This is a genomic window from [Mycobacterium] stephanolepidis, from assembly GCF_002356335.1.
In the GTDB taxonomy this organism is placed as follows: Bacteria; Actinomycetota; Actinomycetes; order Mycobacteriales; family Mycobacteriaceae; genus Mycobacterium; species Mycobacterium stephanolepidis.
In genome coordinates this window covers 1,164,425-1,185,959 of record NZ_AP018165.1, presented here as the reverse complement: position 1 = coordinate 1,185,959, position 21,535 = coordinate 1,164,425, and the positions used below count along the sequence as shown (strand labels likewise).

General features: G+C 63.4%; 20 protein-coding genes and 2 pseudogenes. 8 read left to right on the top strand and 14 right to left on the bottom strand.

Annotated elements, in window-relative coordinates; genetic code table 11:
• Positions 1–2: 2 nt before the first annotated feature.
• From MSTE_RS05960 to MSTE_RS05940, 5 genes are all read right to left on the bottom strand, one after another.
• Complete coding sequence (locus MSTE_RS05960; RefSeq protein WP_096499721.1) at positions 3–869, bottom strand: polysaccharide deacetylase family protein; 867 nt, start codon at positions 867–869, stop codon at positions 3–5.
• 22 nt (positions 870–891) lie between these two features.
• The gene (locus tag MSTE_RS05955) at positions 892–2,205 is read right to left on the bottom strand and encodes a PhoH family protein (RefSeq protein ID WP_162291574.1); all 1,314 of its coding nucleotides are present in this window, start codon (positions 2,203–2,205) and stop codon (positions 892–894) included.
• Between the two features lie 329 nt (positions 2,206–2,534).
• Complete coding sequence (locus MSTE_RS05950; RefSeq protein ID WP_096499717.1) at positions 2,535–3,341, bottom strand: acyl-ACP desaturase; 807 nt, start codon at positions 3,339–3,341, stop codon at positions 2,535–2,537.
• A gap of 127 nt (positions 3,342–3,468) precedes the next feature.
• Positions 3,469–4,926, bottom strand: coding sequence for a glycine hydroxymethyltransferase (locus MSTE_RS05945; protein ID WP_096505501.1), 1,458 nt, complete (start codon positions 4,924–4,926; stop codon positions 3,469–3,471).
• A 21-nt stretch (positions 4,927–4,947) separates the two neighbouring features.
• Positions 4,948–6,156, bottom strand: coding sequence for a DUF885 domain-containing protein (locus MSTE_RS05940; protein WP_096499715.1), 1,209 nt, complete (start codon positions 6,154–6,156; stop codon positions 4,948–4,950).
• A gap of 85 nt (positions 6,157–6,241) precedes the next feature.
• Between MSTE_RS05940 and coaA the strand changes: the two genes are divergently transcribed.
• Genes coaA through MSTE_RS05925 form a run of 3 tightly spaced genes read left to right on the top strand, consistent with a single transcriptional unit; the run spans position 6,242 to position 9,337 of the window.
• Entirely contained in the window at positions 6,242–7,174 is a 933-nt protein-coding gene (coaA, locus tag MSTE_RS05935) for a type I pantothenate kinase (protein WP_096505500.1), read from the top strand.
• A gap of 40 nt (positions 7,175–7,214) precedes the next feature.
• Positions 7,215–7,613, top strand: a complete 399-nt coding sequence (locus tag MSTE_RS05930; RefSeq protein ID WP_096499713.1) for a nuclear transport factor 2 family protein — start codon at positions 7,215–7,217, stop codon at positions 7,611–7,613.
• A 41-nt stretch (positions 7,614–7,654) separates the two neighbouring features.
• The gene (locus MSTE_RS05925) at positions 7,655–9,337 is read left to right on the top strand and encodes a GMC oxidoreductase (protein ID WP_096499711.1); all 1,683 of its coding nucleotides are present in this window, start codon (positions 7,655–7,657) and stop codon (positions 9,335–9,337) included.
• A gap of 75 nt (positions 9,338–9,412) precedes the next feature.
• Here MSTE_RS05925 and MSTE_RS05920 read toward each other — a convergent pair whose 3' ends face one another.
• Positions 9,413–9,847 (bottom strand): hypothetical protein, encoded by a 435-nt coding sequence (locus tag MSTE_RS05920; protein WP_096499709.1) that lies wholly within the window; start codon positions 9,845–9,847, stop codon positions 9,413–9,415.
• 130 nt (positions 9,848–9,977) lie between these two features.
• Between MSTE_RS05920 and MSTE_RS05915 the strand changes: the two are divergent.
• A pseudogene (locus MSTE_RS05915) lies at positions 9,978–10,888 on the top strand (oxygenase MpaB family protein).
• On the opposite strand, the gene MSTE_RS05910 reads toward MSTE_RS05915, so the two are convergent.
• The gene (locus tag MSTE_RS05910; RefSeq protein WP_096499707.1) at positions 10,871–12,268 is read right to left on the bottom strand and encodes a hypothetical protein; all 1,398 of its coding nucleotides are present in this window, start codon (positions 12,266–12,268) and stop codon (positions 10,871–10,873) included. The pseudogene MSTE_RS05915 and the gene MSTE_RS05910 overlap by 18 nt on opposite strands.
• Before the next feature lie 80 nt (positions 12,269–12,348).
• On the opposite strand from MSTE_RS05910, the gene MSTE_RS05905 reads away from it, so the two are divergent.
• The 4 genes from MSTE_RS05905 to MSTE_RS05890 are packed head-to-tail and all read left to right on the top strand — an operon-like array spanning position 12,349 to position 14,592.
• Positions 12,349–12,645 (top strand): WXG100 family type VII secretion target, encoded by a 297-nt coding sequence (locus MSTE_RS05905; RefSeq protein WP_030094681.1) that lies wholly within the window; start codon positions 12,349–12,351, stop codon positions 12,643–12,645.
• Positions 12,645–13,952: a WXG100-like domain-containing protein gene (locus tag MSTE_RS05900; RefSeq protein WP_096499703.1), complete on the top strand. Its 1,308-nt coding sequence runs from the start codon at positions 12,645–12,647 to the stop codon at positions 13,950–13,952. The genes MSTE_RS05905 and MSTE_RS05900 overlap by 1 nt, the downstream gene beginning before the upstream one ends.
• Positions 13,949–14,287 carry a hypothetical protein gene (locus MSTE_RS05895; protein WP_096499701.1) on the top strand — a complete coding sequence of 113 codons (339 nt, stop codon included), beginning with the start codon at positions 13,949–13,951 and terminating at the stop codon, positions 14,285–14,287. The genes MSTE_RS05900 and MSTE_RS05895 overlap by 4 nt, the downstream gene beginning before the upstream one ends.
• The gene (locus tag MSTE_RS05890) at positions 14,284–14,592 is read left to right on the top strand and encodes a WXG100 family type VII secretion target (protein WP_096499699.1); all 309 of its coding nucleotides are present in this window, start codon (positions 14,284–14,286) and stop codon (positions 14,590–14,592) included. The genes MSTE_RS05895 and MSTE_RS05890 overlap by 4 nt, the downstream gene beginning before the upstream one ends.
• On the opposite strand, the pseudogene MSTE_RS05885 reads toward MSTE_RS05890, so the two are convergent.
• From MSTE_RS05885 to MSTE_RS05855, 7 genes and pseudogenes are all read right to left on the bottom strand, one after another.
• Positions 14,587–15,173 (bottom strand): annotated as a pseudogene (locus MSTE_RS05885) (DUF5701 family protein). The gene MSTE_RS05890 and the pseudogene MSTE_RS05885 sit on opposite strands and share 6 nt — an antisense overlap.
• Before the next feature lie 46 nt (positions 15,174–15,219).
• Complete coding sequence (locus tag MSTE_RS05880) at positions 15,220–16,716, bottom strand: carboxylesterase/lipase family protein (RefSeq protein ID WP_162291573.1); 1,497 nt, start codon at positions 16,714–16,716, stop codon at positions 15,220–15,222.
• Positions 16,717–16,759: 43 nt separating this feature from the next.
• Complete coding sequence (locus tag MSTE_RS05875; protein WP_162291377.1) at positions 16,760–17,983, bottom strand: hypothetical protein; 1,224 nt, start codon at positions 17,981–17,983, stop codon at positions 16,760–16,762.
• Positions 17,976–18,353, bottom strand: coding sequence for a carboxymuconolactone decarboxylase family protein (locus tag MSTE_RS05870; protein WP_162291376.1), 378 nt, complete (start codon positions 18,351–18,353; stop codon positions 17,976–17,978). Before MSTE_RS05870 ends, MSTE_RS05875 begins: the two co-directional genes overlap by 8 nt.
• The gene (locus MSTE_RS05865) at positions 18,346–19,212 is read right to left on the bottom strand and encodes an NAD(P)-dependent oxidoreductase (protein WP_096499693.1); all 867 of its coding nucleotides are present in this window, start codon (positions 19,210–19,212) and stop codon (positions 18,346–18,348) included. The genes MSTE_RS05870 and MSTE_RS05865 overlap by 8 nt, the downstream gene beginning before the upstream one ends.
• Positions 19,209–19,961 (bottom strand): SDR family oxidoreductase, encoded by a 753-nt coding sequence (locus tag MSTE_RS05860; RefSeq protein WP_096499691.1) that lies wholly within the window; start codon positions 19,959–19,961, stop codon positions 19,209–19,211. The genes MSTE_RS05865 and MSTE_RS05860 overlap by 4 nt, the downstream gene beginning before the upstream one ends.
• 10 nt (positions 19,962–19,971) lie before the next feature.
• Positions 19,972–21,441, bottom strand: a complete 1,470-nt coding sequence (locus MSTE_RS05855) for an aldehyde dehydrogenase (RefSeq protein WP_096499689.1) — start codon at positions 21,439–21,441, stop codon at positions 19,972–19,974.
• Between the last annotated feature and the right edge of the window lie 94 nt (positions 21,442–21,535).

The window sequence follows — 21,535 nt, the reverse complement described above, 5'->3', positions numbered from 1 at the left end:
CACTACTGCCCGACGGCCGGTCCACCCGCACCCTGGTTGGGCAGGTCGGTGATGGGGATGTTCGTCGCGGGCAGCGGCGACGGAGTGTTCGGCAACGGCGGAATCTCCGACTCCGGAATATCTTTCAGCAGGTTCACAGGTGGCCCGTTATCGCGGCTGCCGTAACTGCTACCGGGTTCACGCGGACCGAGCAGCTTCGTGACGGTGACCGCGTGGTATCCGTTGGCCCTGAGCACCGGGAGAAACTGCTCAACCAGATCCACTGTGCTGGAGTAGGTGTCGTGGAAGAGCACCACAGATCCCGGCTTGATCTGTGACATCAGGATGGCGCGGGTGGCATCGGTGTTCGCGTCGTTGGCCCAGTCGAACGGGATGACATCCCAGTTGATATCGGCCAGCCCCTGCTTCTTGGCCTCGGCCAGCACCTGCTCGTTGATCAGGCCACCGGCGGTTCGGAACAGCTTGGGGCGCTTGCCCGTGGCCGCTTCGATCGCATCACTGGCCTTACTCAGCTGGCTCGCGATCGCCTCCGGCGGAATCGTCGTCATGTTGGGGTGTTCCCAGGTATGACTGCCGAGTTCCATCCCGGCATCCACCACACGTTTGGCGCCCGCCGGATCACGCTGAACCTTGTTGCCTATTTCGAAGAAGGTCGAGTGCGCACCGTTGGCTCGCAGGACCTCCAACAGCCGGTCGGTGAACGGGCTGGGCCCGTCATCGAATGTCAGCGCCACACACTTCTCGCGTTGGCAGTCCACCGGCTCGGCGAGGGCGCGCTGCTTGTCGGTGACGACGATCGCGGCCGCGATCAAACTTCCCACAGCGGCCGCGACCATCGTCCACCGAAAGACATCACGCTTGGATAGCACGCTCCACAGCGTAACCGTCAGTTCAGGAAGAGAGCCCGGGGCCGAACTCCTCCAGCATCTCTGTGACCAGCGCGGCGATCGGTGAACGCTCGCTGCGTACCAGCGTGACGTGCGCGAACAGCGGATGACCCTTGAGCTTCTCGATCACCGCAGCGACACCGTCGTGACGACCGACACGCAGGTTGTCACGCTGCGCGACGTCGTGGGTGAGCACCACCCGAGAGCCGGTGCCCAACCGCGACAGCACCGTCAGCAGCACGTTGCGTTCCAGAGACTGCGCCTCATCGACGATCACAAAGGAGTCGTGCAGGGACCGCCCGCGGATGTGCGTGAGCGGGAGCACCTCCAGCATGCCGCGCGACAACACTTCTTCGATGACCGCCGGCGACGCCAGACCTTCGAGGGTGTCGAAGACGGCCTGCGCCCACGGGCCCATCTTCTCGCTCTCGCTGCCCGGCAGATAGCCCAATTCCTGACCGCCTACCGCGTACAGCGGACGGAACACCACGACCTTGCGGTGACTGCGACGCTCCAGCACCGCTTCCAGTCCGGCACACAGCGCCAGCGCCGATTTACCGGTGCCCGCCTTGCCGCCCAGAGAAACGATGCCTACCGACTCATCGAGCAGGATGTCCAGTGCCACACGCTGTTCCGCGGAGCGCCCGCGCAATCCGAAGACCTCGCGGTCACCGCGCACCAACTGCACCCGCTTCTCCGCGTTGACTCGGCCAAGAGCGCTCGAGGTGCCGCCGAGAAGCCGGACTCCGGTGTGGCACGGAAGATCTCGTGCCGCCTCCAGATCGGCCTCGCCTGCCTCGAAGAGCGAGTCGATGACCTCGGCGGTGGTGTCCAGTTCGGTCATGCCCGTCCAGCCCGAGTTGACCACGTCCTGGGCCCGATACTCGTCGGCGGCCAAGCCCACCGCACCGGCCTTGACACGCAACGGGATGTCCTTGCTCACCAACGTAACCAGCTTGCCCTCGGCGGCGAGGTTGAGTGCGCACGCCAGAATCCGAGAGTCGTTGGAGTCGGTGCGGAAGCCCACGGGCAGCACCGAGGGGTCGGTGTGATTCAGCTCGACGTGCAGCGAACCACCCTGTTTCCCTACAGGAATGGACTGATCAAGGCGGCCATACTCCAACCGCAGATCATCCAGCATCCGCAACGCAGTGCGGGCGAACCAACCCAACTCGTGATGGTGACGCTTGCCTTCCAGCTCGCTGATCACCACCAACGGGATCACTACCTCATGTTCGGCGAATCGGTTTGTGGCCCAAGGGTCAGACAACAACACCGAGGTGTCGAGCACATAGGTACGGATTGTCCCAGGGTTCATTGAAGCAGTCACCGAGCGCTCCTGACATCCGTGCGGCACCACACGCGATCTGTCGTGGACGCGGTCGGTACCGTGTGTGGACGCCTCGTGAGACCGTCCACATCAGGACCGGGGCCGGTCCTGTCGTTTTCGCCACGATCAGTACCTCCCGGATAGCAAAGCATGTCGCTAGCCATCGCTTTTGACGCTACTCGCACCTACGCGCAGATGCCGCGCACCGAATCGAGCGTGTTGACTAACACCGGGTTAACGCACATTTCGCGTGAGTGTCGAGTTGTCACACAGAAAACGCGAGTGTCCCCCGCGACAGGTCGACACTCGGCGAAAGATCAGAGCCGCTCGGTGACGCCCCACTTGTCGGTGAGTTCGCGGACCACGTCCTGCACGGTGACCTCATCGATGATTCCGGCGTCGGCCACCGAGGCGACCTTGTCCTCGTAACCGTCGATATCGGCGCCGATGACCTTCAGTTCCGCAGCGCGCGCCTTGATGGCGGCGATGGTGTCCTCGGGGTGAAGACGAAGGCATTCGAGCACGATGTTGCTGTAAATCTGCTCGTGGCGACGCTCGTCCTTCTCGATGTTGGCGAGCAGGCCCTTGAGCACGGCATCGTCGGCCTGCGCGGCCAGGTTCTGCACGAACACCGCGTGCATCTGCTCGAAGAACGCGTTGAACACCAGCGTCTCGATCTGGTTGTACGAGTCGGCCCGGTAGCCCTTCATGACGTGAGCCAGCCGGGTGTCCTCGTCGCCGTTGGGGTCGGCGTTACGGGTCACCACGAGGTACTCGCGCAGCGCGATGGCGTGCAGGTTCTCCTCGGCGGTCCAGCGGCCGATGAAATCGGCCCACGGGATGATCTCCAGCGAGAAATGCTCCACCATCTCGCGGTGGTAGCCCGCCAGGTTGTCCTTGGTGATCAGCAGGATCTGGATGGCGTCGACGACGGCCTTGGGCAGCTTGACATCAGAGGGCTCCCAGTCGCGTCCGCCCAGGAAGGCGAAGTTCTCACCCTCGTCGTAGGGGACGTGCTCATGGGCGTACCAAAGCTCCGCGGTGTCGCGGTGGCGATCGATGTTCTCGGCGACGACATCCGTCAGCTCAAGAGTCAACGCATTGGGTACAGGTTTCTGTGCCATGCGGTAACGGTAACCGGACGAATCAGAAATGGGAAATCGCCGCGCGGCCCTTCGCGCGGAGACACTTAGTACCGCAAAACCCCAGTAAGGGCGGGTACTAAGCGTCCGCTCGCGGTGACTAAAGACCCTAGAGAGTGAGGCCCGGATATAGGGGGTTGGCGGCCAGCAGTTCGGCCGAAGCGGCCTTCACGCGATCCGCGACACCATCGGCAAGTGTGTACTTCGCCTTCGAGGTGCCATCGGCCTCGGTGTTGGACAGTACGTCGACCACGAGCTCGGCGACCTTGTCGAACTCGTCGGCGTCGAAACCGCGGCTGGTGAGCGCCGGGGTGCCGAACCGAATGCCGCTGGTGTACCAGGCGCCATTGGGGTCGGCCGGGATGGCGTTGCGGTTGGTGACCACGCCGGCATCCAGCAGGGCCGACTCGGCCTGCCGCCCGGTGAGCCCGAAGGACTGCACGTCGAGCAGCACCAGGTGGTTGTCGGTTCCGCCGGTGACCAGGCGTGCGCCCCGCTTCAGGAAACCCTCGGCGAGGGACTTGGCGTTGTCGGCGACGCGCTGTGCGTATGACTGGAACGAGGGCTGACGTGCCTCGGCCAGCGCGACGGCCTTGGCGGCCATCACGTGCGAGAGCGGTCCGCCCAGCACCATCGGGCAGCCCTTGTCGACGGCATCGGAGTACTCGGCCGTGGCCAACACCAGGCCGCCGCGGGGTCCGCGCAGCGACTTGTGGGTCGTGGTCGTGGTGATGTGCGCGTGCGGCACGGGGTCCTCGTCGCCGGTGAACACCTTTCCGGCGACCAGGCCGGCGAAGTGCGCCATGTCGACGAACAGGGTGGCGCCCACCTCGTCGGCGATCTCACGCAGCTTGGCGAAGTTCACCCGACGCGGGTAGGCGGAGTAGCCACCCACCAGCACCAGCGGCTTGAACTCGCGTGCCGCTGCGGCCAGCGCGTCGTAGTCCAGCAGGCCGGTCTCCGGGTCGGTGCCGTAGCTGCGCTGGTGGAACATCTTGCCCGAGATGTTCGGGCGGAAGCCGTGGGTCAGGTGGCCGCCGGTGTCCAGTGACATACCCATCAGCCGCTGATTGCCGTACTGGTGGCGCAGCTCCTCCCAATCGGTCTCGGAGAGGTCGTTGACATTGCGCACCCCCTTCTCGGCCAGCGCGGGGGCCTCGACGCGTGTCGCGAGGATCGCCCAGTAGGCGACGAGGTTGGCATCGATACCCGAGTGCGGCTGCGCGTAGGCGTACGGCGCCCCGAACAGCTCGCGGGCATGCTCGGCCGCCAGCGCCTCGACGGTGTCGATGTTCTGGCAACCGGCGTAGAAGCGGTGGCCGATGGTGCCCTCGGCGTACTTGTCCGACAGCCAGGTGCCCATTGTCAGCAGCACGGCCGGCGAGGCGTAGTTCTCGCTGGCGATCAGCTTGAGCGAATCGCGTTGGTCAGCAAGCTCTTTACGGGTCGCATCCGCGATCCGCGGCTCGATGGTCGCGATGACTTCCAGGGCCGATCGGTAGGCGGCGCTGGCGGTCTCGGCGTACTGCGCGCCCTGCGCGATATCACTGGATGCTGAGGTCGTCATGGCCATCAGCCTAGTCGGCGGCTATGTCAGCGTGGACGCCACCAGGGGCTCGTCGAGCAGCCGCCCGAAGCGGGTCGTGAGGGACTGTTCCGGGGGGCGACGGTCCAGCCACCCCTTCAACAATTGATAGCCCTCGACGTAGGTGGAGATGTACGCCCGCCACAACGGCGAGGACAGGAATTTGAGCATGTGCCGGGCACGTTCGTCGGAGACCAGCAGCCAGCGTTTCAGGAATGCGATGACGTCCTCGACGTCACGGTGCTCGTCATGCAGCATCAGGGCCGCGTCTTGGCGGACGTTGATCAGTCCGGCCCGCGCCCGCCCGACGGCCTGAGCCTGTTCGCCGTCGAAACGCAGCCCGAGATCGGCGTAGATCTCCTGCGCCCACAGCCCCCAGTCCTCGCCGATGGCGGCGTACAGGGCGAGGTCGGCGAGCCCCTCTGCCATCAGGCACTGCGGTGTGTTCACCAGGAAGATGGTCTGCTCCTGCTGGTCCCCCAGGTGCACCAGGCCCGCCTCCTTGCGGCAGTGCTCGGTGTGGTGCCCGGGGTAGGACTCGTGGGCGATCAGGGCGGGCACGTTGTTCAGATATTGCTTGAGATCGGAGTTGATGGCGACCGTCGAGCGGTAGTTGCCCTCGTAATAGTTGAACCCCGACCAGGGTTTGTCGCTGACTATTTCGTAGGTGATCGTCTCGGTGTCGGGCAGCGGAAACTCCGCGCGCACTCGGTCGCGTAGCGCACTGGAGAAGGCGTCCACGCATTCCTGCAGGCGGTTCGGGTCGATTTCCTGGGACCGGTCGTAGGCGGTTTTCCGCTCCAGCAGCGAACCCCCCTCCGGCAGAACGCTTTCCAGCGCCTCATGTGATTCCCGGTAGCGCTCTTCGTCGCCCTTCGCGATGCGCACGTCGAAGTAGTCATGCACCTCGTCGACAAATCCGATGTTCTCGCCCGCGAACTTGCGGCCGGCGCAGGCCAGCGCCTTCAAGTGCGTATCGATGAAGGCCTTGCGCGCGGCATCGAGGTCACTCGCGGCCAGCTCAGCCCGCAGGGCCACAGCCTGGCGGGCCAGCTCTGCCGGATCGGGGGTGGGCTCGTTCTCGACACGCTGCCGCAGCGTGGGATCACCGGTGAAGGAGTCCACGTATCCACTCTCGATACGGTCAAATCGCAGCCCGAGCAGCAAGTATTCGTCGACGAGGCTGTTCTCCGACCGGCCGCTATCGCCCATGTCACACAACCCTAGTGCCGCGTTCACGAATGGTTCCTGCAAGACTTGCGCCTATGTCGTCGGTCTGCGCGCGAGCGGCTCATCCATGCCGCGGCTGAGCGAGCCGAGCCCCTATGTGGAGTTCGACCGGAAACAGTGGCGCGCGCTGCGCAAATCCACGCCGCTGGTCCTCACCGAAGAAGAGCTCTTCGGCCTGCGCGGCCTGGGTGAACAGATCGACCTGATCGAGGTCGCCGAGGTCTATCTGCCGCTGGCTCGTCTCATCCATCTCCAGGTGGCCGCCCGGCAGCGTCTCTTCGCCGCGACCGCGACCTTCCTCGGCGATCAGCATCCGGACCGTCTGGTCCCCTTCGTCATCGGGGTGGCCGGCAGCGTCGCGGTCGGCAAGTCGACGACGGCCCGCGTGCTGCAGGCGCTGCTGGCACGATGGGACCACCATCCCCGCGTGGACCTGGTGACCACCGACGGATTCCTCTACCCCAATGCCGAACTGTCCCGGCGGAACATCATGCACCGCAAGGGCTTTCCCGAGAGCTACAACAGGCGCGGACTGCTGCGATTCGTGACCGAGGTCAAATCGGGGGCCCATGAGGTCACCGCCCCGGTGTACTCGCACCTGCTGTACGACATCATCAAAAACGAGAAACACGTTGTGGAACAACCCGATATCTTGATTCTCGAGGGCCTGAACGTATTGCAGACCGGCCCGACGCTGATGGTCTCGGATCTGTTCGATTTCTCGATCTACGTGGACGCCCGCATCGAAGACATCGAACAGTGGTACATCTCCCGGTTCCTGGCGATGCGCTCCACGTCGTTCGCAAATCCGTCCTCGCATTTCCACCATTACGCCAAGCTGTCCGATAAGCAGGCAACCCTTGCCGCACAGGAGATTTGGCACTCGATCAACTTGCCGAACCTGCTGGAGAACATCCTGCCGACCCGGCCACGGGCGACGCTGGTGCTACGCAAAGACGCCGACCACTCGATCAACCGGCTGCGCCTGCGCAAGCTGTAGATCAGCTTGCGCGAAGTAGACCGAATGGTATATTCGCCGCATGATCAACGACGTGGTTGAAACCTGGCACGGCATCATCTCCGGCGCGAACCCGGAAGCGCTCAACGACCTGCTGGCCGAGGACGCGGCCTTCTACTCCCCCGTGGTGTTCACCCCGCAGCAGGGTAAGCAGATCACCGCCATGTACTTGTTGGCAGCCTTCGCCACCCTTGCCGGACCGGATAACAACTTCCACTACACCAAGGAAATCCTGGACGGGAACACCGCTGCGCTCGAGTTCGAGGCCACCGTGGACGGCAAATACATCAACGGAATCGACATCATCACCTGCGACGATGCCGGAAAGATCGTGGAGTTCAAGGTTATGATCCGTCCGTTGCAGGCCATCAATCTGCTGCACGAGAAGATGCGCGCCGCATTAGCCCAAGCGCAAGCCTGATTTCACCCCACAGCTCACGACCAACCAGTAGGTTGACCGCCATGGACTATGACTACGACGTAGTCGTCATCGGGTCCGGTTTCGGTGGGAGCGTTGCGGCCCTCCGCCTCACCGAAAAGGGCTACCGAGTCGGCATACTAGATATGGGAAAACGCTGGAAACGCGAGGATTTTCCCCCGAATAACTGGCACGTTCGCAAGGCGATGTGGGCACCCGCGCTCGGGTGCTTCGGACCGCAGCGACTTACCGTGCTGGGCAAGACCTTCATCGCCAGCGCGGTGGGTGTGGGCGGTGGATCGCTGATCTACGGCAACACGCTGTATGAACCGCTGGAGCAGTTCTATACCGATAAGCAGTGGGCGCATATCACCGACTGGAAGTCCGAACTGGCGCCCTATTACGACCAGGCCAGCCGGATGCTCGGGGTCGCGCAGACTCCGCACACCACCCCGCCCGATGAGGTGCTACTGGCTGTCGCCAAGGACCTCGGTGTCGAGGACACCTACCACCCCACCAACGTCGGCGTCTTCTTCGGCGATGAGCCGGGCAAGACCGTGCCGGATCCGTTCTTCGGCGGTGCCGGCCCCGAACGCTCCGGCTGCATCGGCTGTGCCGCCTGTATGACCGGTTGCAAGCACAATGCCAAGAACACCACCGAGACCAACTACCTGTATCTCGCGGAACACGCTGGCGCAGAAATACATCCGCTTACCGAGGTGCTTGATGTGCAGCCCCTGCAGGATCGTGAGGGCTATGCGGTCAGCACCAAACAGACCGGGCGGCTGGTACGCAAGAAGAAGCGCACGTTCACCGCACAGCATGTGGTGTTCTCGGCGGCATCGCTGGGCACCCAGCGGCTGCTGCACAAATTCAAGGATTCAGGGTCGCTGCCCAACCTGTCGGATCGTCTGGGCGAACAGACACGCACCAACTCCGAATCAGTGCCCATCGTCTATTCCCCCACCCGCGATGACTTCTCGCAAGGCGTCGCCATCACCTCGTCGATCCACCCCGAACCCAACACCCATGTCGAGGTGGTCCGATACGGGGAAGGCTCCACCTTCCTGAGCATGTTGGGCACCAACATGGTTGACGGCGGCCCATGGCGTTTCGCGCGCACCTGGCTGGCCAACGTGCGGCACCCCGCAATGGTGCTCCGATCGATGTTCCCCTACCGCGCCGCGCAGCACTCCATCATCGTGCTGGTGATGCAGTCGTTGGACAACTCACTGACCACCTATCTCAAGCGCGGACTTTTCGGCAAGAAGATGACCACCAAACAGGGCTCGGGAGAACCGAACCCGGACTGGATCCCGGTCGCGCACGATGTCGCACGGCGGATGGCCGACAAGGTCGACGGATACGCGGGCAGCACCCACCTGGATTCGATGAACATCCCGCTGACGGCGCATTTCATCGGTGGCTGCCCCATCGGTGATTCCCCCGAGACCGGCGTGATCGACCCGTACCAACGGGTTTACGGATATCCCGGGCTGTATGTCTCCGATGGTTCGGCGATCTCGGCCAACCTGGGGGTCAATCCGTCATTCACCATCACCGCCCAAGCCGAACGCGCAATGGCGTTCTGGCCCAACAAGGGTGAGCTCGATCCACGGCCGGCGCTGGGCTCTCCCTACAAACGCGTCTTCCCGGTGCAGCCCAACCGTCCGACGGTTCCGGAGTCTGCGCCCGGCGCGCTGCGCTTGCCGCTGACCCCGGTCTAGACGTGAAGGTGCCGGGCCACCCAGTGGATGGCCCGGCACCGGCTCACCTTCAGAACGAGGCGAGCATGTGGGCGGCTACGCCGAGCGCAGGCGCCGTAGTCCGAGGAATTGGATGTCCGCCATGACGGCGGTGTAGATGCCGAACGCGACGGAAAGCGCCACCCCGGCGGTGGTCAGCGGTACCCATTTCATGACACCCGCCGCCACATAGAGCACGGTGGCCAGCAGGTTGCCGGCGATGTAGGCGACGCCGATTGTTCCGAGCTTGGACCTGTCGGCCCGGCTCAGCACGAAGGCCAGTACCCCGTATCCGATGAGAGCGGCGGCATGCGCCACCTGAAATCCCAGCGAGGGACCAAGCGGCTCGACAAGCCATTTCGCGGCGATCAGCAGGACGACAGCAACCGAACCGGTAGCGATGCCGTCGAGGCCGATTCCGAATCGCAGGAGCGATTCGGGTTGGGCGAATCGTGTGCGAAGTACTGAGGCGTTCTCTGAAGCTATGGACATTGGGGACTCCTTGTGTGAAAGCTCCGGGCGAAAGCTGACACCACTGACATTCCTCGGGATGTACTGCCATCTCGACATTCGGCACTGCCAATCCCTGCCAATTCGCTGCGGGGTGTGCCATCATCTAAGGATGACAACAGTGGATGTCATCTCTACCGCACCCGGCGCACAGCTCGGCCGTCATTCACTTTTATGGCGCTGGGCTGGCGATATGCGCATCGCCTTCACCGGCGGGACTGCCGGGCTCCTGCAAACAATGGACCCCGCCATCGGTTACGCACTGATCGAGCACTCGAATTTCTTCGCAGACCCCGTTGACAGGGTGTTCCGCTCGCTGCCACCGATCCTGGGCACCGTGTACGACGATCCCGCCGCCGGCACAGGCGTGAAGGTGCGGGACTTTCACCGCGATATCAAGGGAATATCCAGCCCGACGGCGTCCGGTATCACGCGCTGAACCCGACAACGTTCTGGTGGGCTCACGCCACGTTCCAGGTGATGGTCGAACAGACCATCGACAGGTACTCCCGCCATCGACTGTCCGACGCTGAACGTGAGCAGCTCTACCAAGAGGGTGTCGAATGGTATCGCCGGTACGCGATGAGCGAGCAACCGCTGCCACCGAATAGGGCGGCGTTCCAACAGGAATGGGACCGGTACTGCGACGAGGTGCTCACCCCCAACCCCGCGGCAGACTATTTGATGAAGGTCATCGAGGGACGCGCCGTCCCCGATATGAGCAAGTCTCCTTACCTACCGGTGGCCTCCTATTTGAAGCCCGCCGCACGACTTGCATTGCCCACCACACCGATGCGGATGGCGTTGGCACCTCCGCTGCGGCTGACCATCTATGGCGGATTGCCACCCCAGGTTCGCAAGCGTTTTGGGATTCGGTGGAACCTGGCCGACGAGACCGCCTATCGCGCGCTGGGCCGTGCCGTGCCGCTGGCGTGGCCGTTCATCCCGACATCGTGGAGGTGGCATCCGGGCAGCCATGCCGGATGGCGCCGGGAACGGGGACGGCTACCGCGGAACTGGTGACGAACCATTGGTGCGCACACCATTCGGCATGGCGACGGTCTGCACGCGCAGATCTGCGGCGATGAGTTTGGCCGCGGCATTCTGCCAGTTGTGCAACGAACGCTGCGGCACCTCTGTGACCAGCCATTGCCACGCCTGACGCGATACCGGGTCCAGTCCCGCAGCCGTCGCGCCCTGGGCGTATGCCCGCACACCCATGACGTACGGGAAATACAGGGCGTTGTAGTACCGCCACTGATCGGTGGTGCCGAAATCCCCGTCGTCCCGGGGTTTGAGCCGCGAGATGGATTCGGCGAGCACCGCTCTGAGTTCGTTGGCACGCTCGACGGGCTGATCGGACGCACCACGATCGGTGAGCCGTTCATCGATGGCGGGCAGCGACGTCAGCGGGCTCGCGACGAGTTTGGCGAGATCTCCGTAGTGGCTCAGCGCCCGGCGGGTCAAGCGGGTGAACGTCTCGTCGTCCACGCCGTCGATGGGCGATGCCGATTTCAGCGGCAACGCCGCCTCGGTGTTACGCAGCTCGGAACGCTCGTGGCGCAGCTGCGGGGAACGCGAGAAGGCCAGGCGGTCAAGGAAGTCGGCGAAGGGGCCCGATTGCACCTGAATGCAGATGGCCAGGCCCACGCTGGTGAACAGCAGGACCACCAGCGCAACCGACTGCCCGACAACAGCGATGCCGACCATGGCCTGGGCACCGAACAACGCCCCGACAAGGATCGAGGCCACAAAGGAACGCAGCATGTCGCCGCGCAACGCTTGTCCTTCGTCGAAGGCATCCCAGAGCGCCACACCCAGACCGAGTAGCACCAGGTCGAAGCCTGTCGACGCCAACGCCAGCCAGCTCGGAAGAATGCCGAGCGGAATGATCAGCTGCGCATCGCCAAGGGTGAAGAACATGGTGGCGACCAGGACGACACCCCGCGCCGAACCGGGTATCGAGGCACGTCGGCGGAACAACAATATGGCCGCACCGATGGCGGCAGTCCCATTGGCACAGAACATGATCCAGTGCCCCGGTTGGGCGGGACCGGCGATGGTGCCGGCCAATGAGGCGCCCACGAGCAGCGCGATGGCCAGGACCGCACCGGGTACGGCCATCGCTGCGCGATCACGCCACCGGTCGCCGGTGTTGGTGAGTTCAAGCAGCACCAGCAGCCACGAGACGCTCGGAATGATCGCGGTGAACACTTCGATACGGCCCAGGAGATCGGCATCCGAACCCGGGGTGACGCGGATGGCATCGAGTGCGACGACTACGGAGTAGCCGATCAGCCCGATGGCCGCGAGGACCAGGACGGGCTTACGGGGATTACGCGCGAGCAGATACAGACCCAGCCACCAGCTGAGTCCGAAAACCAGTGCCGACATCGCCACCATTGGTAACAGTGTGACAGGTGACCGGTTGACGAGTCACGCGTGTCTGCCGATACTTGCCCTACACGACTGAGGGGTTGCTGATGGGGGAAGCTGACGGGTTCACCGTCGATTTAGAAGAGCTGAACAGCGTTGTCACAGAGCTGCAACAGTTCACACAGCACGTTCAGGACGGGCTCGATCAGTTGGCCAGGCATACTGCCAAGCTCCATCTCGATTGGTCAGGTGCCGCTGCGGAGGCTCATCGGCAGGCGCATGACGAGTGGACAACCGGTGCACAGGAAATGGCCGAGGGACTCGACACCATGCGCAAATCTGCGAGAAACGCCCACAGCTCATACCAGTCGGCTGTCGATGCGAACACCGAGATGTTCCGATAGTGGTAGCCGTTAATCCAGTCGATTACTACGCAGTCGGCACTGCCCTGAAGGACTCTGGCCTCAAGATCAATGAAGCCCTCAACACACTCATGGGCACGCTTGGAAGCACCGGCTCGATGGCCGGAAGCGACGAGGGCGGAAAGGACTGGGGCCAAGACTACGACGGCGCGGCCAGCGACCAATTCATGACCGTGTCCATCATTCGAAATGCCGGCCTGAATTTTGGTGACCTTGTCCAGCAGGCTGCGTACAACCACGCGGTGGCCGATCACAGGGCCCGCTTCGGACAGAACAGCCAGGGCCCATACGCCGTGCCGGAACCCACCGGCCCCCCGTTCTACCAGTGCGTCGCCTTCCCGCCATCCTCGGTGGGCGACAGCGGTGCAGGGATTCAGGATTTCATCGAACTACTGGACGCCATCGACGTCCCTGTGCCCAACGGCAACGTCGACAATCTTGGCAACGCAGCCAGCGCATGGGACAAGTTCGCCGAAGTGGCCAGCGCGCAGTCGCGGTCACTAGCCGAGAAGGGCACGAAGCTCGACGGCATCGAATCACCCGAGATTCAAGACGTGCGTGGCCACTTGGCCTCAATGCGTGAACAGTGTGATGCGCTGGCCGAGAACGCAAAACACATAGCGCAGTCGGCTCGAGACCACGCCGACGAACTACGGAAAATGCGCGACGAGCTCAAACAAATCGCCATCAAAGAGCTAAAAGGACTTCTAGCCGAAGCTGCTATCACCGCTGCGGTGACGTTTCTGACTGCCGGTTTGGGCGCGGCATTGGGCACCGCGGCGATGGCCGCGAAAATCGCGTCGGTGGCCAACAAGATTCGAGAGCTGATCGACAAGCTCAAGGAACTTCTTAAGCTCAAGAAGGCCAGAGCCAAACTCAAGAAGCTGTCCGATGCGTCCAAGAAGAAGCTTGAAGACCTCGCGAACAAGAACAAGAAGTCCATCGACGACGCGCCAAAGAAGCCAGACGAGCCAACCCCTCCTCCGAAGCCCCAACCTCCGAAGTCGGTCAAAATCGGAGCACCTAAAGAGTTTGATCCCCAATCGGTCAGAGGGATGGCTCCCGATGATCTCCGGTCAAGCATCCCATCAAACTGGGAGCGCGCTCCGTCTAAAGCTGGCGATGGTGAGGTTTTTCGGGATCCTGCCAACCCAGGGCGCCAGATCAGAATCATGCCCGGCTATCCGGCCGGCTCTCGACCCGATCCGTTGACTTGCGGTCCGTATGCTGTGATCTCACAAAACGGCGTCACAACAAAAATTCCGCTACTAGGGAATCCGACACTATGACTGAGAATGTAAACAGCCAGCTAGTTCAAGACATCGAGGACTTGCTGGACGCTGGGGCTGTTGGCCTATATGAGTTCATATGGACGCTGCGCAGCGAGCTGCCAGATGCGCCGATCGACCGGCTCCGAGACCTGGCCGCCGCCGCACTTCAGCATCTCATCAAAGCGCGGGAGGTCGACACTGTTCTGCTGGTTTGGCCACACTCAGATCCGATAGGCACCTTCGACGCAAACAACCTGACGGTCACGGTATGGGACGACCCTGTTGAGAATCAGCCGTACCCGGCCCTCATTCTCAAGGAAAACGCCCCACTTCCAGAGAGCGGACAACAGTGACGCGATTCGATGTCACACCCGAAAGGCTCTTGGAGGCCGCCAAATTCGCGCAGGACACGGCCGATGGGTTGATCGACCGGCACCAGCGCGTATCCCAACAGGTAACCGCGCTGCTCGATACAGGATGGACCGGCCAGGCAGCTGACGCGTATCGCAAAGGCTGGAGCGAGTGGGATCAAGGATTCCGCAAGGTTGTCACCGGACTTCTACATAAGGTGTACATCATGCAGAACAACGCGGCCAGCTTCGCGAACCTCGACGTCAATAACGCCGCCAACATGAATGACGTGGGGCGCAACCTATAAGGCCAGTCGGCCGCCGCACGAGGCGGTACCCAGCCAGGTGTGCGGATTGCGGTCCCAGCACCACCCGAGTTTGGGGCGCCGATCGGATATCCAGATCGCAGGCACTCGCTGTCCTTTTCCTCGCGAGGCCGCGAGCGAGAAGCACTTGTTCTTGCGCAACATGTCCGGCCGCAACAGAACCAAGGCGATGCCCTCCTCGATGGTGAGCGGGGTCCGTCCTCGTCCGGTGATCGTCTGCAACGCTGTCTCCGGTGTCACGTTGCAGAACTCGCTGCCGGTGTCGATATCGGTGAGCAGGTAGGCCCGATCCGGAATGCCCAGAATCGGTCGGTACGCGTCCACGTCGCCGTCATCCATGACATGAAAGCCTTGCGCCCATTCAGGCTCATCAACGGCGCCGTCTGCTCATAGCTGGTCCCGGTGGCAATGAGAATGAACGGGATGTGATCGCCGGAGTCGACCACGGACTGCGGAAGGTCGGCGACTCGGGTTCGAAGCGGACTGGCGCCGTCGCCGACCGGGTACCCCAGTTCGGTCAGGTGGGAAAGCTGGCGGTCGAATTCATCCTGAGCTGCGGGCATTGACCGTCAACGCTGCTATTGGTCGGCAAGTTCCCGCCAGAGCCAATCAGGCTGCACGGGCGATATCGCGCCATAACTCCCGCTGCGCACGATGCGGGTCCATGTCGATACGCCGCTGCTGGTCGAACACCATGACGGCGTGCTCGGGCTCTGTGTAGGCGGGCCATTCGATGCCCGGGATACCCGTTCGTGCGAACGCGAGCCATCGGCTCTGGATGTCCTCGGTCAGCGCCAGCGCCTCAGGCATATCGCGTTTCCCTGCCAACGCGGGCCAGCGCTTGAAGAGGCCAAACACCGCGAACAGCTCCGTCGCGTGCGCGGCCCCCGGCCCAAAACGCCGCAGCGGACGCGGCGCATAGTCGTACCGGTAGAAGTAGACCGACGCATGCCGGCTGTGCGCCCGGGCCACCCGCCAGGCCTCCGAGCTGAACATCGCGTCCCCCATCAGACGCACCAGCGCAGCCTTGGACGGATAGCCCTCGTAGGAATCGATCACCCGTTTCGCGGCCTCGGGGCTCAACGCATTGAGAGTGCCCGCGACGGCATGGGCGTCGAACCGGGACACCGACAACACCCGGGTCAGCAGTCGGTTGAACAACCGAACCTCTTCCGCGTTGTATCCGATGATGAGTGGGACCCGTTGCGCCTCCCCGCGTTCCATCATCGCAATCGGATCATCGGGCACAACGTCACCGTCGATGCTGGGGCCCACACCTAGCGAAAAGGCCGACTCCCGAGTCTTCGCGGTGAGCAGCCGATGTGTCGCCCGCACGAGATCGCGCGGCCCGGCATTGATGACCGCCTCGGCGGGGTTACGGACATCGACACCGAGATACTCGACGAGCCGGCGCGCGTTGGCCGCCGCCTCATCTCGGGTATGGATCATTCCGCTGGCCGTGCTCTGGCAGATCGCGTGCTGGAACAACCCGGCAGCCGTCGGAACGGCCAACAGCATCTGAACGCAATGCGCCCCCGCGCTTTCGCCGAAGATCGTGACACTGCCCGGATCTCCGCCGAAGGCAGCTATGTTGTCGCGCACCCACTGCAGCGCCAGCACCAGATCGCGCAAGTACAGATTGCTGTCGATGGTGTGCCGATCATCGGACAGAGACGACAAATCGATAGCCCCATAAGCCCCGACTCGATAGTTCACCGAGACGAAGACACAACCGCGTCGCACAAGGTCGGCGCCGTCATACAAGGCCAGCGCGGAACTCCCCAAAACATAGGCGCCACCGTGGATGTAGAACATCACCGGCAGAGCCTCCGAGGACGGCTCATCCGGCGTCGTCACGTTCACCGTCAGACAATCCTCGCTGACCGCCTGGAACCTGTTGAGCGAGAGCGGCACGTAGATGCGTTTCTGCGGTGACGCCGATTTCCAGGAGTCGCAGGGCAGCACCCCGGCCCAGGGCCTGGCGGGCGCCGGGCTGCGCAGACGCAGCGCGCCAACCGGCGGCTCGGCGTACGGTATGGCCCGAAACCGGCGCACACCGCGATCGTGGAAGCCCTCCACCACGCCGTTGGCGGTCTGCACCCGCACCGGAACCCGGACAACGTATTTCGAGCCTTTTGTCATCGACGCCTCAGACCACGGTCAGCGGCAGCGACTTGCGCGGCTCGAAGACGAACCGAGATCCCCCACTGACATTGGCGATCATGACTTCGGGCAGCTGCTTGTCCTCGCCCTCATGCTCAACGAATGAGGCCACCCATTCCTGCGTATCTCCCGAAATCTCCACGCCGATATGCGGATCGACCGCCGTCGCGATGGCCTGAAGCGGCCGCGTCTCGGCTGCACCGCACAGCGAGATCCAGGCGTGGTCCTCGTGTGCGGGCGACTCCCACACATGGAGCTGGCCGCCGGAGATTTCGGCATTCACGTATCCGACCGGACTCAACAGTGGGTGCACCTGAAGTACCCGCAGGACACCTTCGATCCCGTCGGGCACCTGCAATGCGTGTTTGATCCGCGCCGCCGCGACACCCGCCAGCCCGATCAACTGCTGAGTGCACACGGTGCGGGCCAGCTCCGCATCGGCCGCCCGCTTGTGCACTGCGATGGAGAATCCCAGGAACAGCAAGTGCATCTGCAGGCAGATCTCGTCGGCAATCCGCACCAGTGCCGAATGCGAAAAGGCACCGAAGTCCAAGTCCGACAGCAGCGGTCCGGCGTAGTCGGAGGCGCCCACATCGGCCGTATCGATTCCGTCCAATTCCCAACCGGCGGCTATCGATGCGCCGACGACGTCCAGGGCCGGGATTCCGGACACCGCCGGATACGACTCGTCGATGGTCACCGTCCACGCACAATGCGGATGCCGGTCGGCGGGCGCGCGCGGCGGCCGGTGAATCGGGCGAACCTGCGCATGCGGATTGGTGGCAAAGGCCGTCGCATCGAAGGTGGGGTCTTCGATGTCGTGGCACATACCCGTCACGTAGTCGGGTCCGAGCGGCTCGACGTCGAGCAGCGCGCCGCAGTGGTCGAGATGAAACTCCCCGTGCCACTTGTCGTGCACGGTGTACCGGAAGTCCATGAACTGGGGCGGCGCGCCGATGTCGAGCTGCATACCTTTGAAGATGGTGATCACATCGTCGCCCTCGAACCGCAGCGCCTTCTGCATACGCCGGGTATAGATCGGACTAGATGACGCCCACTCTTCGATGGCGACCTGCAGCATCTCCTCCCTTCCGAAATGCTGTATGCAATAGGCCATTCCCGAGCGGTCGATCAGCTGACCGATGAGCAGCAGCTCGGGAACCAGGACCGCCAACTGATCCCGGGACAGCTCGGCGAATCGGCTAGTCACCGGAGGATTCCGTGTCTTTCTTGGCACGTTTTGCGATGGCCATCTCGACATGCTTGTTGACCCGTTGCCCCAGCGGCCACCCGACGTAATGGGTGATGAACAGCGCGACCTCGCGCAGCTCGGCATCGGTGAGCTCACCGTTGGCCAGTGCGGCCCCCGTCTGGATCTCCAGGATCTCGTCCAGCCCCAAGGCACTTACCGCACCCAGGAGCAGCAGTCGGCGATCACGCATCGACAGCTCTGGACGATCCCAAATGGTGCCGAAGAGATGCTCGGCGGTGTACTTGAAGTAGTCACCGGGCAGATCGGGCATGTCCCAGCCGTAGACCTCTTTCATCTTGTCCAGGCCCTTGCGGCGCAGCTCATCCATTACTTGCCCCTTCCTCGTGTGGCACACCAAGACTCGCGGCCAGCCGCTCACGGGCCAACGAGGCAAGCGGCAGCTGGACGGACTTCTCTTCGCCCAGCGCCAGGGCCAGGCTCAAGTCTTTTTCACCGAGACCTCGCACATGGGTGAAGATGGGGCGCCAAAAGCTGTCCGACGACACCGGCTCGGTGGTATCGCGCAACATGATGGCGCCCGGGCCACCGGTGATGGCGTCCGTATGACGCACCACCTTGCCCAGGTCGGTGATGTCCAGGCCGCAACTTTCGGCCAGCCGCTGCGCCTCCCCTGCCGCGGTGAAGGCGACGAAATGTAGGAGGTTGCGCGCCAGCTTCATTCGCGTGCCCGCTCCCGGAGCACCGGCATGAATCACCAGCGACGCCCACTTCGAGAAGGGCTCCTTGATCCGTGCGAACGTCTCGTCGTCGGCGCCGACCATGGTGGCGAGCTCACCCTTATGGGCACCGGGGGCGCCACCGCTCACCGGCGCGTCGATGACGTGAATCCGTTGGGGCGCGAGTTCATCGGCGAGCTGCACCGCAGTCGCGTCACCGATGGTGGAGTGGATCGCGATGATGGTGCCCGGCTTGACCTTCGGCGCGAGTTCCCCGACTACCTCACGCACCTGCGCATCATCCAGCACGGTGACGCTGATGAGGTCGGCATCGGCGAAATCGGCGAGGTTGTCCGCCGCGCGCGCGCCGGCCTCGACGAGTGGCGCCATGGTCTCGGCTCGCAGATCGAAGACCGTCAGGCCGCCGGGCCAGTCGACAAGCCGCTGGGCCATGGGCGCACCCATGTTCCCCAGACCGATGTACCCCAGTGTGAGGGCCGATTGCGTCATGACCGAATGATCTGTCCGCCGTCGACGTTGAACACCTGACCGGTGATCCAGGAGGCCTTGTCCGACAGCAGGAAAAGGCACATGCCCACCATGTCGTCGACGGTGCCCATGCGGCTCAGCGGGATGTTCTTGACGAGCTCGCTGCGGAACTGCTCCGGCACTGTGCCGCGGGTGGCCTCGGTGTCGGTGGGCCCCGGCGCAATGGCGTTGATGCGAATCTTCTGGCCGCCCAGCTCACGCGAGAGCTGCTGCGTCAGACCGTTGATGCCTACCTTGGCCAGCCCGTAGAACCCCGAATACAGCCAGGCAGCCGTGGAAGATTGGTTGACAATGGCACCGCCACCACGCTTGGCGATGTGCTTGTACACCGCGCGGGTACACACCAGGGCGCCATCCTGGTTCACGCTCATGAACTTCTTGTAGTAGTCCCACGGCACCGACAGCAGCAGGTCCAGCTTCATGCCGCCGTAGATGGCAGCATTGTTCACCAGGTAGTCGATACCGCCGAACTCCGCGACCGCCTTGTCGGCCATGGCTATTGCCGAATCGGGGTCTGATACATCAACACTGACGAAGCTCGCGGTCCCGCCGTCTGCCACGATCTGCTTGGCGACACCCTCCCCCAACTCGGCGTTGATATCGGCGACCACCACCGCCGCACCTTCGCGGGCCAACGCATGCGCGTAGGCCTCACCGATGCCCTGCGCGGCACCGGTGACGATGGCGACCTTGCCCTCAAACTCTCCCATGAGATCTCCTCTATTTCACAGCCGTTGCAATGACTTTGGTTTCCAGGTACTCCTCGAAACCGGCGACGCCCATTTCTCTGCCGTTACCCGATTGCTTGTAGCCGCCGAAGGGCACGTCGGCGGAATACCAGACACCGCCGTTGACGTTCACCGTTCCCACCCGCAGCCGGGATGCCACTCGCGCCGCGCGCTCATCGTCTCCGCTGAACACCGTTCCGGACAGTCCGTACGATGAGTCGTTGGCGATCCGCACCGCGTCGTCGTCGCCGTCATGGGCGATCACCACGAGCACCGGTCCGAAGATCTCTTCGCGCGCCACGCGTGCGTCGTTGGTCAGTCCGGTGACGACGGTGGGTTCGATGAAGAATCCGCGATCCCTGCCCTCCGGCCGCCCGCCTCCACAGGCGAATGAACCGCCCTCGGCAACAGCAAGATCCAGGTACGACTGAACCCTGTCGCGCTGGCGGGCCGAGATCACCGGACCACAGATCGTTCCCGGTTTGGTGGGATCCCCCGGCTTGAGCGAGCCCATCGTCGCAGCCGCCGCCTGCACCGCGTCGTCGTATTGTGCGCGCGGTACGACAAGCCTGGTGGTGATGGCGCATCCCTGTCCGGCATGCATCGCCGCGGTGAATGCGGAGACCGAGCAGGCCGCAGCGAGGTCGGCGTCGTCGAGCACGATGAACGCCGATTTGCCGCCGAGTTCCAGGAACACCTTTTTGACGGTGGTGGCGGCGTCGGCCATGACCGCACGCCCGGTCGCCGTGGAGCCGGTGAACGACACCATGTCCACCCGGGGATCCGTCGACAGCTGCGCACCGATGCGGTGGTCGCTAGAGGTGACGATGTTGAAGACGCCCGGTGGAAAATCGGTGTGCTCGGCGATGATTTGGCCAAGCACCGCCGCACACCAGGGGGTATCCGGAGCAGGCTTGAGTATCAGGGTGTTACCGGCGGCCAGTGCCGGACCCACCTTGGCGAGGTTGATCTGATGCGGGAAGTTCCACGGCGTGACCGCACCGACCACGCCGACGGCCTCGCGCGCAAGCGTGCGTCGAGTCTTGATGCCCATCGGTGAGGCAACACCGAGATCGGCGTTCCAGTCGAAGGATTCCGCGGTATCGGCGGCGAATCGCAGATCGTCCACCGGTCCCTCCAGCTGCGCACCGGCGGTCAGCATCCGAGGCGCCCCCACCTCGGCGATGGTCAGGTCGCGCAGCTCCTCGATATTGGCCCTCATGCCATCCCGCAGCTGTCGCAGGCACCGCACCCGCAACTGGACATCCCGTGACCAATCGGTGTCGTCGAACGCACGACGCGCCGCCTCGATGGCATGGCTCATGTCATCGACATCGGCGTCCGCCGCGGTTCCGAGCACCTCCTCGGTGGCCGGGTTCACCGTCGGGAACCGTCCGGCACCGCCGGGAATCAACTTTCCGTCGATGAACAGATCACTGTCGCCATCGGCCAGAAGTGCCATGTCACCTCATTCCAAGAATCTGGACACATGTCCATTCCCTACCTGTGAAACATAACCATCTAAATCAAGCCATGGCAAGAGCTCATCCGGTTAC